Origin of the sequence: Flavobacterium daemonense (assembly GCF_007341385.1) — a bacterium.
Taxonomy (GTDB): domain Bacteria; phylum Bacteroidota; class Bacteroidia; order Flavobacteriales; family Flavobacteriaceae; genus Flavobacterium; species Flavobacterium daemonense.
Genome location: NZ_VJYD01000002.1, coordinates 258,888 through 276,507 on the forward strand (window position 1 = coordinate 258,888; position 17,620 = coordinate 276,507).

At 34.7% G+C, this 17,620-nt stretch carries 15 protein-coding genes and 1 tRNA gene; 4 read left to right on the top strand and 12 right to left on the bottom strand.

All coding sequences use genetic code 11. The annotated features are described in order from the left end of the window. Positions 1-80: 80 nt before the first annotated feature. Together FND99_RS03440 and FND99_RS03445 are read left to right on the top strand one after the other, a co-directional pair. Entirely contained in the window at positions 81-1,004 is a 924-nt protein-coding gene (locus tag FND99_RS03440; protein WP_144336591.1) for a PfkB family carbohydrate kinase, read from the top strand. Between the two features lie 79 nt (positions 1,005-1,083). Continuing rightward, positions 1,084-2,982 carry an amidophosphoribosyltransferase gene (locus FND99_RS03445; RefSeq protein ID WP_144336592.1) on the top strand — a complete coding sequence of 633 codons (1,899 nt, stop codon included), beginning with the start codon at positions 1,084-1,086 and terminating at the stop codon, positions 2,980-2,982. Between the two features lie 789 nt (positions 2,983-3,771). On the opposite strand, the gene FND99_RS03450 is transcribed toward FND99_RS03445, so the two are convergent. The 4 genes from FND99_RS03450 to FND99_RS03465 form a co-directional block, all read right to left on the bottom strand. Then, positions 3,772-4,383: a superoxide dismutase gene (locus FND99_RS03450; protein ID WP_132987705.1), complete on the bottom strand. Its 612-nt coding sequence runs from the start codon at positions 4,381-4,383 to the stop codon at positions 3,772-3,774. Between the two features lie 139 nt (positions 4,384-4,522). After that, entirely contained in the window at positions 4,523-5,152 is a 630-nt protein-coding gene (gene pth, locus FND99_RS03455; RefSeq protein WP_144336593.1) for an aminoacyl-tRNA hydrolase, read from the bottom strand. A 544-nt stretch (positions 5,153-5,696) separates the two neighbouring features. After that, positions 5,697-6,308: a 50S ribosomal protein L25/general stress protein Ctc gene (locus FND99_RS03460; RefSeq protein WP_026727205.1), complete on the bottom strand. Its 612-nt coding sequence runs from the start codon at positions 6,306-6,308 to the stop codon at positions 5,697-5,699. A 120-nt stretch (positions 6,309-6,428) separates the two neighbouring features. Then, a complete protein-coding gene (locus FND99_RS03465) occupies positions 6,429-7,370 on the bottom strand; it encodes a ribose-phosphate pyrophosphokinase (RefSeq protein WP_144336594.1) in 942 nt (313 codons plus the stop codon). A 299-nt stretch (positions 7,371-7,669) separates the two neighbouring features. Between FND99_RS03465 and FND99_RS03470 the strand changes: the two genes are divergently transcribed. Further along, a tRNA-Leu gene (locus FND99_RS03470) sits at positions 7,670-7,749 on the top strand. On the opposite strand, the gene FND99_RS20370 is transcribed toward FND99_RS03470, so the two are convergent. The 3 genes from FND99_RS20370 to FND99_RS03485 form a co-directional block, all read right to left on the bottom strand. After that, complete coding sequence (locus FND99_RS20370) at positions 7,703-9,271, bottom strand: recombinase family protein (protein WP_407925340.1); 1,569 nt, start codon at positions 9,269-9,271, stop codon at positions 7,703-7,705. The two genes, FND99_RS03470 and FND99_RS20370, sit on opposite strands and share 47 nt — an antisense overlap. Positions 9,272-9,837: 566 nt before the next feature. Further along, positions 9,838-10,167 carry a hypothetical protein gene (locus tag FND99_RS03480; RefSeq protein ID WP_144336595.1) on the bottom strand — a complete coding sequence of 110 codons (330 nt, stop codon included), beginning with the start codon at positions 10,165-10,167 and terminating at the stop codon, positions 9,838-9,840. A gap of 52 nt (positions 10,168-10,219) precedes the next feature. Continuing rightward, complete coding sequence (locus FND99_RS03485; RefSeq protein WP_144336596.1) at positions 10,220-11,170, bottom strand: AbiTii domain-containing protein; 951 nt, start codon at positions 11,168-11,170, stop codon at positions 10,220-10,222. Positions 11,171-11,403: 233 nt separating this feature from the next. Here FND99_RS03485 and FND99_RS03490 point away from each other — a divergent pair, with 233 nt between their 5' ends. Further along, positions 11,404-12,021, top strand: coding sequence for a recombinase family protein (locus FND99_RS03490; RefSeq protein WP_144336597.1), 618 nt, complete (start codon positions 11,404-11,406; stop codon positions 12,019-12,021). A gap of 406 nt (positions 12,022-12,427) precedes the next feature. Here FND99_RS03490 and FND99_RS03495 read toward each other — a convergent pair whose 3' ends face one another. The 5 genes from FND99_RS03495 to araA form a co-directional block, all read right to left on the bottom strand. Next, positions 12,428-12,640, bottom strand: a complete 213-nt coding sequence (locus FND99_RS03495) for a hypothetical protein (protein WP_144336598.1) — start codon at positions 12,638-12,640, stop codon at positions 12,428-12,430. 928 nt (positions 12,641-13,568) lie between these two features. Further along, positions 13,569-13,778, bottom strand: a complete 210-nt coding sequence (locus FND99_RS03500) for a hypothetical protein (protein WP_144336599.1) — start codon at positions 13,776-13,778, stop codon at positions 13,569-13,571. Between the two features lie 153 nt (positions 13,779-13,931). Continuing rightward, positions 13,932-14,390, bottom strand: a complete 459-nt coding sequence (locus FND99_RS03505; protein ID WP_144336600.1) for an OsmC family protein — start codon at positions 14,388-14,390, stop codon at positions 13,932-13,934. 285 nt (positions 14,391-14,675) lie between these two features. After that, entirely contained in the window at positions 14,676-15,860 is a 1,185-nt protein-coding gene (locus FND99_RS03510; protein WP_144336601.1) for an aldose epimerase family protein, read from the bottom strand. A gap of 245 nt (positions 15,861-16,105) precedes the next feature. Next, positions 16,106-17,614 (bottom strand): L-arabinose isomerase, encoded by a 1,509-nt coding sequence (gene araA / locus FND99_RS03515; protein ID WP_144336602.1) that lies wholly within the window; start codon positions 17,612-17,614, stop codon positions 16,106-16,108. Positions 17,615-17,620: the final 6 nt, after the last annotated feature.

Here is a 17,620-nt window from a genome sequence, read left to right on the forward strand (position 1 = left end):
TAAGAAAATTTTGAGAACCTAAACCGTTGCAATATTGTAACTTATAGAGTATCTTTGCACCCTAATTCGAAATTCATAAAATGAATAAATTATTGATTGTTGGAACAGTTGCTTTCGACGCGATTGAAACTCCTTTCGGAAAAACAGATAAAATTTTAGGTGGTGCTGCAACGTACATTGGTTTATCAGCTTCATTTTTTAACTTGCAATCGGCTATTGTTTCAGTAGTTGGTGATGATTTCCCACAAGAACATTTAGATCTTTTAACTTCAAAAAATATTGATATCTCAGGTATCGAAATTGTTAAAGGTGGAAAAACCTTTTTCTGGAGCGGTTTATACCACAACGATTTAAATTCTAGAGACACTCTTGTAACGGAACTGAACGTTTTAGCTGATTTTCAGCCAAAAGTTCCTCAAAACTACAAAGATGCTGATGTTGTAATGCTTGGAAACTTGCATCCATTAGTTCAAAGCAGTGTTTTAGATCAAATGGAGAAAAAACCAAAATTAGTTGTTTTAGATACAATGAACTTTTGGATGGACTGTGCTCTTCCAGAACTTTTAGACGTTATTAAACGTGTAGATGTTATTACAATCAATGACGAAGAAGCTAGACAATTATCTGGCGAATATTCATTAGTAAGAGCAGCTTCTAAAATCCAAGAAATGGGACCAAAATATGTGGTGATCAAAAAAGGAGAACATGGAGCGCTTTTATTCCACAACAGAGAAGTTTTCTTTGCACCAGCATTGCCTCTAGAAGATGTTTTTGATCCAACTGGAGCTGGAGATACTTTCGCAGGTGGTTTTTCTGGATTTATTGCGCAAAGCGAAAACATTTCGTTTGGCAATATGAAAAATGCAATTATTTACGGTTCAAATTTAGCTTCATTCTGTGTAGAAAAATTTGGAACTGAAAGGATGGAAACGTTAAGCAAAGCCGAAGTAGCGATTCGATTACAGCAATTTAAGTCGTTAACTCAGTTTGACATAGAAATATAATGCCTAAGAGCCTCGGTAAAACGGGGCTTTTTTATTACGTTAATACACACAACTTACAACACACAAAAAAACAAAAAAAATGAGCGACGCTTTAAAACACGAATGTGGTATAGCTTTAGTTAGACTTCTTAAACCGCTTGAATATTATAAAGAAAAATACGGAACTGCTTTTTACGGAATTCAGAAAATGTATTTAATGATGGAAAAACAGCACAACCGTGGACAAGACGGAGCTGGTTTTGCAAGCATTAAATTGGATGTTGAACCTGGACAACGTTACATCAGCAGAGTTCGTTCGAATCACGCACAGCCAATTCAAGATGTTTTTAAACAAATCAATGAGCGAATCAGCGAGGAATTAAAAGCAAGACCTGAAATTGCTGATGATATTCACAAAATAAAATCTGAAATTCCATATGTAGGTGAATTGTTTTTAGGACACGTTCGTTACGGAACTTTCGGGAAAAACAGCATCGAAAGTGTTCACCCATTTTTGCGTCAAAGCAACTGGATGCACCGCAACTTGATTTTGGCAGGGAACTTTAATATGACAAATGTTAAAGAACTTTTCGAAAATCTTGTTGAATTAGGACAGCATCCAAAAGAAATGGCGGATACTGTTACGGTAATGGAAAAAATTGGTCACTTTTTAGATAAAGAAGTAATGCAATTGTACCAAGACTGCAAAGCTGAAGGATATTCTAAAAGAGAAGCTTCACCGGTAATTGCTGAGCGTTTGGATATTGCAAAAATCTTAGCTCGTTCTGCTAAAAACTTAGACGGAGGTTACGCAATGGCCGGATTATTAGGTCATGGTGATGCATTTGTTTTTAGAGATCCAGCCGGAATTCGTCCAGCTTACTTCTATCAAGATGACGAAGTAGTTGTCGTAGCTTCTGAAAGACCAGTTATTCAAACGGTATTTAATGTTCCTTTTGAAAGCGTTCAGGAAATCGACCCAGGAAATGCTTTGATCATCAAGAAAAACGGAAAAGTTACCATGAATCAAATCTTGGAACCAACCGTTAAAAAAGCGTGTTCGTTTGAAAGAATTTATTTCTCAAGAGGAAGTGATGCTGAGATTTATCAAGAACGTAAAAATTTAGGTAAATTAATTTTACCTGCAGTTCTTAACGCAATTGACAGCGATACTGACAACACCGTTTTCTCTTATATTCCGAATACAGCCGAAACATCATTTTATGGTTTAGTTGAAGCGGCTCAGGATTTCTTAAATCAGAGAAAAAACAATTATATTTTAGAAAACAGAAACACACTGACTACTGAAACGCTTCAAGAACTTCTTGCTGTAAAAATTCGTACTGAGAAAGTTGCCATTAAAGATGCTAAACTTAGAACGTTTATTACCGAAGACAGCAGCCGTGACGATTTAGTGGCACACGTTTATGATGTTACATATGGTGTAATCAAACCAGAAGATAATCTGGTTATTATTGACGATAGTATTGTTCGTGGTACAACTTTAAAAATGAGCATCATTAAAATGATGGATCGTTTAAATCCAAAACGTATTGTAATTGTTTCATCGGCACCACAAATTCGTTATCCAGATTGTTACGGAATCGATATGGCAAAACTAGAAGGACTTGTTGCTTTTAGAGCCGCACTGACTTTATTAAAAGAAAGAAACTTATATCATATAGTTGACGAAGTTTACGCGAAATGTAAAGCGCAAGAAAATTTCGCAGATAAAGATGTTGTAAATTATGTTACGGCGATCTACGATCAATTTACTCCAGAAGAAATTTCAGATAAAATTGCAGAAATGTTAAGCTCTCCAGAAATCAATGCTGAAGTAAAAATCATTTTCCAAAAAGTAGAAGATTTACATATTGCATGTCCTAAAAATTTAGGCGATTGGTACTTTACCGGAGATTACCCAACTCCAGGCGGAAACCGAGTTGTAAATCGTGCATTTATGAATTTTTACGAAGGAAAAGACGCTAGAGCATACTAAGAAAACGCTAAGAAAAAGTTAATTTGTGCATTTCATCGGTTTTTTTTGCCGTTCATCCTGTTTGTTTGGTAAAAATGAAAAGCTACAATACTTTTGGAAGACCATAACATTAGTAGGTTAAGTTTATGGTAGATTTGGGGCAAAAAGGGTGGAAGTAATTCCACCTTTTTTATTTTATTCAGATAAGTAATTACAAAACAGACCCCTAGCATCACTTCATCGAAAATATTGACCATTCATCTAAAATTTTTTTTTAAAACATATAGTCGCCATACATTTACTGAACCATAACATTAGTAGGTTAAGTTTATGGTAGATTTGGGGCAAAAAAGGCGGAAGAGATTCCGCCTTTTTTATTTTCCTTTTTTTTTAGTAAAAAGAAGAAAGAGCAAAGACAAAAAAAAAAGAAACACAACTATTTACTTTTTACTGATCACTTTTTACTCAACACTAATCAATAATTACTATTCACTAATCACTTTTCACTACTCACTACTCACTATTCACTCAAACCACAGTTTACTTCATCGGATATATTTGCCATTCGTCTAAAAAAGTTTTTTTTAAAATATTGTCATCATACATTTACTGAACCATAACATTAGTAGGTTAAGTTTATGGTAGATTTGGGGCAAAAAAGGCGGAAGAGATTCCGCCTTTTTTATTTTTCTTTTTCTAGAGAATAGAATAAAGAAAATAGAACAAAGAGAAAGGGCCAAAAAAAAAGATAAAAAAAAAGACGAACACCGAATGTGTCCGTCTTTTCTCTTTATTCTTTACTCTATCTTCTTATTTGTCTAAAGCGAATCTTCTTGCAACTTCTGTCCAGTTGATTACGCTGAAGAAAGCTTCAATATAATCTGGTCTTCTGTTTTGGTAGTTTAAGTAGTAAGCGTGCTCCCAAACATCCATTCCTAAGATTGGAGTTCCACCGTGACCAGCAACTTCTGGCATTAATGGATTATCTTGGTTTGGAGTACCTACAACTTCTAATTTTCCGCCTTTTTGAACTGTTAACCAAGCCCATCCTGAACCGAATTGTGTAGCACCAGCTTTAGCAAATTTTGCTTTAAACTCTTCGAAAGTTCCAAAAGAAGCTTCGATTGCTGCTAATAAATCTCCTGTTGGTAATCCTCCTCCGTTTGGAGACATTACTGTCCAGAATAAATTGTGGTTGTAGAAACCTCCACCATTGTTACGAACTGCAGCGTTAGATTTATCTAAGTTGATTAAGATATTTTCAATAGTTTTTCCTTCTAAATCAGTTCCTGCAATTGCAGCGTTTAGATTTGTTGTATATGCATTGTGATGCTTTGTATGGTGGATTTCCATTGTACGAGCATCAATATGTGGTTCTAATGCATCATATGCATATGGTAATTGTGGTAATTCAAAAGCCATGATATTAGGATTTTTATGGTTTATAATAATTTATTCCAAATTTAGACATTTAACTTTGGAATTGAAAATACTATTTCGTTATAATTAAATTAAATTAATCGATAAATTGATTTTTTAAACGTTAAATACTTGTAAATCTTTATTTTCCGTTAAAAGTTGTCATTGTATTTTCTAATCCGGCTGTCCCAAAAGATTTTATGATTTCAGATGCTACTTCTAAACGTTCTGGCAATTTTGCTTTTTCATCTTCATCCCAATCACCTAAAACATAATCAACTTGCTGTCCTTTTTTGAATTCGTCACTAATTCCGAATCTAAAGCGGGTGTATTCCTGCGTGTTTAATATTTGGTTGATGTTTTTGAGGCCGTTATGACCTCCGTCGCTTCCCTTTTTTCGGATGCGAATAGTTCCGAAAGGAAGATTTAAATCATCGGTAATGACAAATATGTTCTCTAACGGAATATTTTCTTTATCCATCCAGTATTTTACGGCTTTACCACTTAAGTTCATGTAAGTGTTTGGCTTTAAAAGAAAAAAAGTTCTTCCCTTAAATTTATATTCCGCCAAAGCTCCCAATTTTACGGTTTCGAAAGACAAACCTTCTTTTCTCGCTAAAAAATCCAGCACTTTAAATCCGATATTGTGTCTCGTGTTTACGTATTCGGCCCCTATGTTTCCTAAACCTACGATTAAATATTTCTTCATATTGTCTTCTATGTTCTCTTCTTTTGGTGTTGATGAAAACAGTTTTGTTATCCATTTTATCATTTGACAAAAATAGGACTAATTATTTTTAACCGCAAAGAGCGCGAAGGATTTACGCAAAGTACACTAAGAAAAGCACACGGATGATACTGATTTGCTATCGCAAAAACGCTGATTTACACGGATTTTATTATAATCCTTTACAAAAGTATTTCTCGATGATTATGTTGATTTTCTCTTAAAACCCGAGAATCACAAGAACTTACAATCTTATGAAAAAGACTTTTTCTGGCTAGCCCTGACAGAAGCGGCATCCTTTTTATCCGCTTTTTAGCGGATGAAAAGATATAGCGGATGGCAGGAATGTCACATCTACTGAAAACGAGGAATTTCTGCTTCTAAAAAAGCAATTAGATAATTGCTTGTAAAAGGCTTCGACTCCGCTCAGCCTGACAAATATTAAGCGTGTCAGACTGCGCGGAGTCGAAGCTCTTACGCAGTAAAAAACCTTAGTCCCGAAGCTTCGGGATAGCCCCTCAACATCTCAGAACCTCAAAAAAAAGCCCCAATCGGAAGATTGAGGCTTTTTGTATAGAGTTGAAAAAAATTATTTTTTCTTTCCTTTTGCAGGAGCTTTTGCAGCTTTTGCAGCTTCTTGAGCAGCTTTCATAGCAGCACGAGAAATTCTTACTTGACAAACAACTGTGTTGTCTGGGTGCATAATTTTGTACTCTGGTTTTCCAACTTTAGTAACGTATAATTTGTTACCCATTTCAAGTGGAGTGATGTCTGCTTCAACAAAATCAGGAAGATTTGCTGGTAATGCTTTAACTTTTAATTTACGTTGGTTCAAACGTAAAACACCTCCCGCAAGAACACCTTTAGATGTACCAACGATTTTAACTGGAACTTCCATTGTGATTTCTTTATCATCAAATAATTGGAAGAAGTCAATGTGTAAAATTTTGTCAGTAACTGGGTGAACTTGGATATCTTGCAAAATTGCATTGAATGATTTTCCTTTTCCAAGCTCAATCACAACTGTGTGTGCGTTTGGAGTGTAAACCAAGTTTTTGAACGCTGCAGCGTCTGCTGAGAAGTGTACTGCTTGATTTCCTCCGTATAACACGCAAGGAACCGCTCCAGCATTACGTAAGGCTTTAGTTGACACTTTGCCCACGCTTTCTCTTTCTGATCCTTTAATTGTAATCGATTTCATTGTAAAAAAATATAGTTATTAAATAAATATTCTCAATTGCTTTAAGCTTTAGGCCATAGGCTTTAGGCTTTTTTTGTAATTTCTAATAGCTTACGGCTTATTGCCTAAAGCTTATAGCTTTTACATTATGAATTTTCCACTAATGGAATTGTTGTGGTGCACCATGTGCATAACTTCTGCAAAAAGAGGCGCACAACTCACCACTCTTATTTTCTTTGATTCTTTCTTTAACGGGATTGAATCAGTTACGATCAATTCTGTTAATTTCGAATTTTCAATTTTCTCATATGCACCGCCAGATAAAATAGCGTGAGTACAAATTGCTCTTACGCTTAGCGCTCCTTTTTCGATCATTAGGTCGGCAGCTTTTGCTAAAGTTCCTCCTGTATCGATCATGTCGTCCACTAAGATTACGTTACGACCTTTTACTTCACCAATTAGCTCCATAGTGTCGATAACGTTGGCTGCTTTTCTTTGTTTGTAACAGATTACTACATCTGATTCTAAAAACTTAGAGTAAGCATAAGCTCTTTTTGATCCTCCCATATCTGGAGATGCAATCGTTAGGTTTTCCAACTTTAAACTCTGCACGTAAGGCAAAAAGATTGTAGATGCAAATAAATGATCTACTGGTTTTTCAAAGAATCCTTGAATCTGGTCTGCGTGCAAATCCATTGTCATGATTCTTGTTGCTCCGGCTGCAGTCAATAAGTTAGCTACTAACTTAGCTCCAATCGGGACTCTTGGTTTGTCTTTTCTGTCCTGTCTTGCCCAACCAAAATAAGGCATAACAGCTGTAATATGTCTTGCTGATGCTCGTTTTGCAGCATCAATCATTAGTAACAATTCCATCAAATTATCTGCCGATGGAAAAGTTGAACACACGATAAAAACGCGTAAACCTCTAATTGATTCTTCGTAAGATGGCTGAAATTCTCCATCGCTATACGTTGACATCGTTACTTTTCCTAACGGAATTCCGTATTGTTCTGCAATTTTTTCTGCAAGATAAACACTTTGTGAACAAGCAAAAATTTTAGCTTCTGGTTCTAGGTGCGACATTATAATTTGTTGTATTTGCTCCGCTGCTTTTCTACATTTTAACTTTATTTTCTACTTAAAGCAAAAGATGCATAAATGCCTCGGATGTAGTTAGTTGTGTGTGCGTCGTTTTAACGAGGTGCAAATTTATAAAATTTATTGGAGACTGAAAGGAAAAAATTAAGTATTTTTAGTAGTTCATTTAATTTTATTTTTTACATTTGCACCGTGTTAAAGGAATAAGCACAGTTATGACATCATAATTACTTATTCTATTGCGTTAAAATAACTGATTTATTAGTTGTTTTTTCGTCTGCTAAGCCCGGATGGCGGAATTGGTAGACGCGCTGGTCTCAAACACCTGTGGGAAACCGTGCCGGTTCGACTCCGGCTCCGGGTACTTTAACGGAAAAGCTGTCATTTTTGACAGCTTTTTCTTTTTTAAGCCTTTCCGAACCCTTGCTATTTCTAGTCAAAACGTTGATTACTTCATTAACTTGAGTGGTTCGACAATCATCATTTCCAAAAATTAGTTTTTGAGTGAAAATTGAACCCGCTACAATTCTTTTCTCATCATAATCTCCATTATGAAACAACCTATCCATGTTAGTAAGCAACTCAAGACCTGAATCCACAAACGTTTTCATTGAATCTGTCTTAGCACTAAGAACCTCAATTTCATTGTTCACAACACTTAACTTTCCATTGATACGTTCGATTATACTTTCGAATCTTTCCTTGCTAATGTCACCACTTATAAGCTTATCCTCTGCATTTTCAATTTGAGATTTTAAAGCTCTTTGAGCCTCAAATTTCATTTCTAGCTGACTACTCTTGTCACCATTGATTTGAGACTCCGAATCTTTTAAAACAACCGAAAACAATTCTTTGATATTGTCATTTATCTGCAAACCAGTCAGAATATTTGCGATTTTAAGATGAGCATCATGAACCGAGACTCTTGTTTCACATTTATTCCTGCAATGGTAGTAAGCGTATTTCTTTGTCCTACCTGTAGAATTACTACCAGTTATCTGACCACCACAAACCTTACAAGTTAAAAAATCACGCATTGGAAAGTCATGATTCTTATGACTTGGCTTGATACCATACCATCTTTTTCCTCTAAATACAGCTTGAACCTTATTAAACGTCTCCAAATCAATTAGAGCCTCGTGTTTACCGTCAACTACCATTGCTGGCTCCTTCTTGAATTCAGGAACTCTTATCTTACCTATATACACAATGTTCTTAAGAAGCTCGCTAAAAGCACTTTTCTTCAACTCCATTCCATCTTGCCTTAGCTTTTTCCTTATCGTCTCAACAGGCTCTATTCCCATAGCAACCTCTTTGAATGCTCGCTTCACCAACCAAGCATAATCATTAGGTTTAAGAGTGGATTTTTTTTGCTCATCCCTAAAGTTACTATACCCAAACGGAGCTTTTCCTGCAAAATAGCCATCTCTTTTCGCCTGATAAGTACCCGCAATTGTTCTACTAGAAATTTTATCTCTCTCGACCTCGCCAGCGGTTAGATAAATAGCTAGCACCATTTTATTATCTGAATTACTCGTATCTAAGTATTGCTCAGTCGCATTTAATTCAACTCCTATTGAATCAAACTCTCTCAATACGGTTAACGCTTGCTCCACGTTCCTTGAAAATCTATCCCATTTAGCAAAAAGAACCTTATGTATTTCTTTCTTATTGGATTTTACATAAGTTTTCAACTTTGACCATTCAGGCCTATTGAAATTTTTAGCAGAGTGGTCTTCTCTGTAAACTTTGACAATATTATAGTTTCTTGAATCACAGTATCTCTTTAATGATTCTTCTTGATAATCCAAGCTAAAACCTTTTTGAGCTTGTTCGTCTGTACTTACACGACAGTAAATAACTACGTTTGTTTTTGAATTTTCCATGTTCTATTCTTTTATATCTTTTATTCTTTGATTTTATTGTTGAGCTGATTGTGGCACACCTCTGCCAGTTTATACAGTACATTTCTGATAATTTCTATTTCTGCATCTGTATAGCTTATTCCTTTTTTATTTAATATTTTTTTGCATTCAGTTAGACTTAACACTTTGTTTCTCAGTCGTCATTTTCCGATTTTTTAATTTGACGGTAGAATTCTCTTTATTTTTGGTCACAGCAGGACCACGTCCAAATCTGTCTCATAAACTGATTTAGATAAATTTTTACGCATAGAAGTGCCATTTCAAACGAAATGGAACAAATAGCTGATTAGGCATAAATGCCTATAATGTAATTTTGTGTATGTGCTGAAACCACTTTTTGAAGAACAAAGTGGAAATATAAGTTATCGTCTAAACAGTAAAAACTGCCCTCATGCGGTTCTGAGTAATATCGCTAAAAAGGACTGATTAAAGAGTCAGCTTATATCTTTCTAAGTGATATACACGAAGGTACGAATTTTAATCGAAATATGCAACTTAATGTAGACATTATTCTAACCACTTACATGCTAGTGCCCATTTTTGATTTCACCTTTAAAATTTTGTTGTAGCATTTCAATTGTTTCTGCTGAAAAATACCAATAGCAGTTTTCTGGTCCGTTTGGTCCCATGTTCCGAAATATTCTCAAGTCAGGTTGCATAACTATTCCGTACAACATTTTAGTTTCTTCTTCAGCTATTGAATTTAATCCAACAGCAGGTTTATCTACAATAGCAATTGCAGTTACTTCACCACCCAATGATTCATAGAGTGGTAAATCCTCGTGCGTCCCTCTGTATTCAAGCCTCCAGTTTATTAATTCTATTGAAAACCCTGTTTTTGTTTCAAATCTATTCATTGAGATGTATTGTAATTTCAACCAAATCTAACCAAACTTTCAATGGAGGTATTTAATTTATTTCGTAATATCCTTTTATCAGAGTTGCAAGTAAATTTGAAGAAACTCCAGTTGCTATTTTTCCAACTCCATTCAATGCTTTTTTACTGATATTTAAAATCCAATTCATAGCATTTTCACCTAAAGTCTTATCTTCATTCGGGCTTTCTGATTGTACTATTTCTGCTAAGTCATTTACATCTTCAGAATCAATCCCTAGTTTTGTAAGTTCCGTTTTTAATGACTCTAAATCTCCTTTTCGTATTGAGTTTGAATTTGAAATTTTGTTTTCGTTTCCAGTATTTATAACGTTACCATCGCCAGTATTTGTAATGTTTGTGCTCATATAATTGTTTATTGTATTGTTAATTTTTGTATTGTTAAATTCGCTAATTTCAACATCATATCCAAATTCATCAGCAATAGCCATAACTAACTCCAACAATGTTGTTCGTATGGAACTTGGAATATCTAAAAAAATATTTCCATTGCCAATAAGTCTAGAACCCGTTGCGCTTAGTGGTGGATTTGTTTTGTAAAGTTCTCTCAGTACAGGTTGAACAAAATGCAGTAATTCTAAAGGCAATGGCTTATAAAATTCTTTATTTCCCTTTTCTTCCATATCTCTAGCCATTTTCTCAACTGTTGCTATTCCGTCTCTAACACCTACGTAAGTGAATCTATTCCTTAGTTCTTTAATTGCAGATATTGGAATTTCTAATTCTTGAGAATCTACATAATAAGATTGAGCAGTGACTAACAACTTAGCTATTGTTTCTCGGTATTTAGGCACTTCGTCTTCTACTTCATAACCTTTCATTTCCTTAGTTGTGAAATCGATAAGCTTTTGATTTTTTGTTAATCGTCCAAAATAATTTAGCTTCATTAATGGTCCTTGAAGAGTCTTGTCTGTATTTATCAATTCGTCAATAACTTCTTGGAGTAAAAAATTGTGCTTGCTCATGATTTTAAGGTTGTTGTATTTATGAAGCTTTTTTAGGTTTTCTCGTTTATCAAATATAAAGAATTTTTAATCATAAAAATTACCTCTGAGCACTTGGTTCAATACTGAACGTATCAAAATTTCAACTGTATCAAAATATATCTGTTACAACTACACACCGATACAACATTATTGTATCAAAAATATTCTTTGATTTATTTTGCCATGTGCCGAAATACCTGGACTTTTGGAATATGGAAAAAGCAATCATCATATCCCGTTGTTCAACAAATGAGAATCGTCAAGACGTTACACGTCAATCTCAAGAGCTAATTTCTAATTACGGAAATCAGTATGAAATCGTCAAAGAGTTTACTTACTACAAGTCTGGAACCAAAAATGATGAGGTAAATGCTGAGATTTTGGATTACGCAATAAAAAATGGTGTAAAACACATCATTGCCATAGAAATCTCAAGAATCTCTCGCAAGATTTCCTCGTTCGCCTTATTTTTAGAAAAATGCAATGAAAACCAAATCAATATCATTATTGATAATTTCAAACTGCATACTCTTCTACCATCAGGTGAAATCAACGGTATGGTTCAAACGATGCTTAGCATTGCATCGACTTTCGCAAGCCTAGAATTATCGATGATTAAGGAACGTCTGAACTCTGGTCGTGACAAATTTATCCGTAATGGAGGAAAGCTAGGACGCAAAGTTGGCTCAGAGAAAGAGCCGAAGCAACTAATAGCCGAACATGCAGATATTGTGAAATTTCTAAAGCAAGGTCAATCAGTCCGTAACACCATGAAACTAACTGGAAAAAGTAGCGGTACTGTGCAAAAAATCAAAAAAATGGTGGCATAGCAAAAAAAATCCTCCCAGATTATGAGAGGATTTTTCGTAAAACATTGACGCACCACATGATTGTAATGCCTTTTTCTAAGCCCTAAAGCCAGTTTTTTCAGATACACCTATAGAGCAAATACAGGCTAATCTAGGTACAAATAGGAACATTAAATCTGAAAAAAAATTCGAGCACCTATTCGAACCCGCACTATTTCAAACCAAAAAAAGCAAAAAATGCTAGGCGGTAACGAGGCTACATGTTGCCAAATAGCAGGACGGGGTGCGTCACCCCAACTGCTCTATTCTCTTCTTTATCTGCTCGATTTCCTTTTCCAATTGTAACTTCTGTAACTGTTTTTGTAACTCTTGTTTTCGATGCGGTTCGTTCTCAATAGAGATTTGCATTTGCTTTAACCTAATTTTATCATCCGTTGCTATTGCTTCCATCCTTTAGGTAATTTATCAAATACTCCTCCTCAAAAAGAAAATGGAGCTCGTTATTCTCTTTCAAAAGATTATACTCCTGAATCAAATGCCAATCATCTAAAATCGCATCTTCTTCATAAGTTCTAACGCAGTAATTCACCAACATCTTACGAAGCTTTGGATTGTACTTAAAGTCTTTAATTTCTATCATGTTTAGTTTAATTTTTTTAACGTTATTATCTGGCCACCGTCCTTTTTTATGTAATCCTTCCAACCGTTTAAGTCAAAGACGACACTCTCATGATAGCTTATTTGACTGAATCCTAATTTGAAGCAATTGATTAGTTTCTTCTTATTTGAGCATTTTACATAACAATGTAAGTGATTTAGGTTGTTGCTCTTCTTTTGCTCTACTACATAATTAATCTCTAGTACATCGTCACCCATTTGTTCATAAGCAAATTTCATCACCACATCGATGTCAGATTTACTATAATCTGTACACGGGTCGATGCTGAGAGCATAGTATTTGTTCTTTCTAGTTCGTTGAGGTTTGAACTTCGGCACCAATAAATGGTGAACCATCCATTCACCATTTTTATTCTTGTATAGCATAGCTTCGCTACAATTGTCTGTTAGACTACTGATTATTCTTCTAACATTTCTAGTACACATTTCATATTTTGTACTAATTTCTTTTACTGTTACGTATTCATTTTGTTGCATTTTAGTTTCTTATTAAACGCATCATATCTATTAGGGAACTGCTTAAATTCCCTTCTGATATGTTATTTTATTATAAATATGTCCGAGAATTGGAAAAGTTCCTTCGGACATAAAATATTTATCCACAATCATAATTGAGTTGGAATAAATTGTAAATAGTTTGTGTGAATATTTTATTGGTCAGAGTGACCGTATTGTTCTAGTAGTTGTTATCTCTAGTCAATAGCTTGTATGCATGTGAAAGTTTCTTCAAATCTTCAACGAATAAATTCGACAATTCAACCGTAAATGGTACTTAAAACCTCTGAAATCTTTTGATTCTCAGAGGTTTTTACTTTTTAGGCTAATTATATTTGGCAACAATGAAGCTAAAAACGCTTTTTAAATCCAGTACAAATAGACAAACCAAACGCTTAAACAGCATCAAGAGCTTCAAATAATCGATCAAATTCTTCGGGATTTAAGGAATTTTCGAGTTTCCCGCGAATCATGTTTTTGCTTTCTTCCAAAGAAGACTCAAAGACTCTTTTCTGATCACTAGTTAAACAATCTTGCAAGGCTTTAATTTTAAAGCTAAGTACCATTATGCTTAACTTCATTACTTTCAATTCTTCTGAATCCATAAATTAAAGATTTGATAATTAAATACATAGTTAATCAAAATTTCACAAATACTTTTATAATTATTGATTTCTTTTCCCTGTTGAATATAATTATTTAAGACAAACAATATCATTATAGCTCCAAACTAATAATCTTGTATTTATTTACATAATTCAAATCTCACAACTCGCCTCATGCGAAACTGGAAAATTGCAAGAATTAGCAATAAAACACAATTGATTTGCTTTAAAATGTAGCTCTAAAGCCAATTCAATTTGGTCGGGATTTGAAATTTTTACCGTCGGGAATAATTTTACCTCAACAAATCGTCCGCTTCCATCTGGAGAAACTTCGAGTGTTGCTTCGGCATTGTCAGAATATTCGAGAACTTCTATTCCGTTTTGAGAACAGATATATAAATAAGACATCATGTGGCAGGAAACCAAACTGCTCAGCAATAAATCTTCAGGATTATATAATGTTGGATCGCCTTTGAAAGCTTTTGCCGCTGAAACATCTAAAACTGGTTTTCCTTCAATTTTAATTTGATGAGTTTTGCTGAAAATTTTTGAAGTTGAATCTTCTTCTTTTTTTGAAGTCCAATTTAGCGCTGCTTTGAATAGATGTTTCATTTTGCCTTCTTTTTTAATACAACAAAGTTACTATTAAATGTAGCGAAGATTTGAAGCTTAAGCACAATATTGTCATTTCGACGAAGGAGAAATCTTCGTAAGAAGCTCGACAAAGATTGGGTTCTTCATTGCGGAGTTACTCATGGAGATTTCTCCTTCGTCGAAATGACAAAAATGAGCGAACTCTTTATTTTAACTAGTACTTCTACAAATAAAAAAACCTCGAAAGTATTAAGCTTTCGAGGTTTCTTAGAGAATTACTAAACTAATAAACAAATTCTAAAACTATTTTTTCACCGAGAATTTAAACGTAGTTTTAGTTTTATATTTTTCTCCCGGATTTAAAACCGTTGTTGGAAAATTTTTCTGGTTTGGAGAATCTGGATAATGTTCTGTTTCTAGACATAATCCTGTTCTGTGTGCATAAGTTCCACCATTGCGCATTGGTAAAGTTCCGTCAAGGAAATTTCCAGAATAGAACTGAATTCCAGGTTCATCTGTTGTCATTTCCATAATTCTTCCGCTTGCTGCGTGATACACTTTTGCAATAATTGTTTTTCCTTTTTCAGGATTGTTCAATACCCAGCAGTGATCGTAACCTTTTCCTCTTTCTAACTGCTCGTTTTTAGCATTGATATCTTTTCCAATTAATTTTGGAGTTCTGAAATCGAAAGGAGTACCAGCTACATCATCTAATTTTCCTGTCGGAATTAAAGTCGCATCTACCGGAACTAATTTATCAGCATTTAAAGTCAATTCGTGGTCTAAGATTGTTTTTGTAAAATCTCCAGATAAATTGAAATAAGAATGTTGTGTCAAATTCACAACTGTTTTCTTGTCTGTAGTTGCTTCATACAAAACCTCTAATTGATTGTCATTCGTTAAAGTATAAGTCACAAAAACTTTCAAAGTTCCTGGATATCCTTCTTCCATATCTTTACTTACATAAGATAATTTTAAAGAAGCTGTGTCTCCAGATTTTGCTTCATCGGCTTTCCAAACAACATTAAAATATCCTTGCGGACCACCATGCAAAGCATTCGGCGCATTATTGATCGCTAATTGATATTCTTTTCCATCTAATGAAAATTTACCTTTTGCAATTCGGTTTCCATATCTTCCGATCAAAGCTCCGAAGAAAGGATTTTCTTTTTCATATTGTGCCAAAGAATTAAATCCGATTACTACATTTTCAGAAACTCCTTCTTTATTTGGTACTTTCAAATCTGTAATTCTTCCACCAAAAGTGATGATGTCAACTTCCATCCCATTTTGGTTTTTCAATTTATAGCTTTCTACTTTTTCGCCTTTTGCAGTAGTTCCATATTCTGATTTTTCAATTGAAACTAAATCTTTTCCTTCAGTGGCAACTTTTTCTGTATCTGCTTTTTTATCGCTTTTACATTGAACTGAAAGCGTTGCCAAACCTAAAAGTGTAATTCCGAAAACGTAACGTTTTAATCCTTTCATAATTGATATTTTTTGTAAAATGTTAGAAGTTAAAAGTAATCTGCCGGGCTTATTATTTAGACGCGGATAAAACAGATTCGCTTTCGCGAAGACGCGGATTTATACGGATTTTTTTTAATTTAAAATCTGTTTTATCTGCGCTTTTGCGGTAGCAAATCCGTTTTATCTGCGTTGTAATTTGCTCAACAAGTTTAAAAGTAACAAAAACTTAGAACCTTAGCAACTTAGAATCTTAGTCCCTCAGATTAAAGTCCGTGTTGAAACAAATGATAATACGCTTCGTTTGCGTTGATTTTATCTTTGAAATCTCTTACTGTAGTTTTCTCATCAATTACTAATAATTCGATTCCAGCGATGTCTGCAAAATCTTCCATATATTCTGTTGTAATTGATTGGCTGTAAACCGTGTGATGCGCTCCTCCAGCAAGAATCCAAGCTGTAGCTGCAATATCAAGGTTTGGTTTACAATCCCAAAGAACTCTTGCAACTGGTAATTTTGGCAATTCAGCCATTGGTTTAACCGCTTCAACTTCGTTTACAATTAAACGGAAACGAGTTCCCATATCAACCAAAGAAACATTGATTGCATCTCCAGCAGGCGAATTAAATACTAAACGAGCTGGATCTTCTTTTCCGCCAATTCCTAAAGGATGCACTTCGCAAGAAGGTTTTCCGTCAGCGATAGAAGGACAAATTTCCAACATGTGCGATCCCAAAACATATGATTTTTGTGGGGTGAAATGGTACGTATAATCCTCCATGAAAGAAGTTCCGCCTTCCAAACCAATATTCATTACTTTTAAAGCTCTTACCATTGCAGCGGTTTTCCAGTCTCCTTCTCCACCAAAACCATAACCATCGGCCATTAATCTTTGTGTTGCGATTCCAGGTAATTGTTTCCAAACACCAAGGTTTTCGAATGTATCTGTAAAAGCTCCAAAACCTCCTTCTTCAAGGAAAGCTCTTAAACCTAATTCAATTTTTGCCGCTTCCGCTAAAGAGCTTCTTTGCGCGCCACCTTCTTTTAAAGAATCAGTCAAAGTATAAGAAGACTCGTAAACTGCTAATAAATCAGCTAATTGTTTGTCTGTTACTTTTTCAATATGTTTGGTAACATCTGAAGAATCGAATCCGTTTACTGAAACCCCAAAACGAATTTGAGCTTCTACTTTATCGCCTTCTGTAACGGCAACTTCACGCATATTATCCCCAATACGAGCTACTTTTAGGTTTTGAAGTTCATCCCAACCAAGAACAACTCTTGACCAAATTCCTAATTTTTTCTGAACTCTTTCGTCTTCCCAATGTCCCACAACAACTTTACGTTTTTTACGCATTCTTGACATAATAAAACCGAATTCACGATCTCCGTGTGCCGACTGATTTAAGTTCATAAAATCCATGTCGATAGATCCCCACGGAATTTCAGCGTTGTATTGTGTATGTAAATGACATAATGGTTTTTTCAAAATACTCAAACCGCCAATCCACATTTTTGCTGGTGAAAAAGTGTGCATCCAAGCTATAATTCCGATACAGTTTTTCTCTGAATTCGCAGCCAAACAAACATCTAATATTTGAGATGGAGATTTCACCACATCTTTGTAAACTACTTTCACCGGAATACTAGATGAAGCATCTAATCCTTTTGCAATTATCTGCGAATGTTCTGCTACTTTTCTAAGTGTTTCTTCACCATATAATTCCTGGCTTCCTACTACAAACCATACTTCTTTTTGAGATATATCTATCATTCTTTT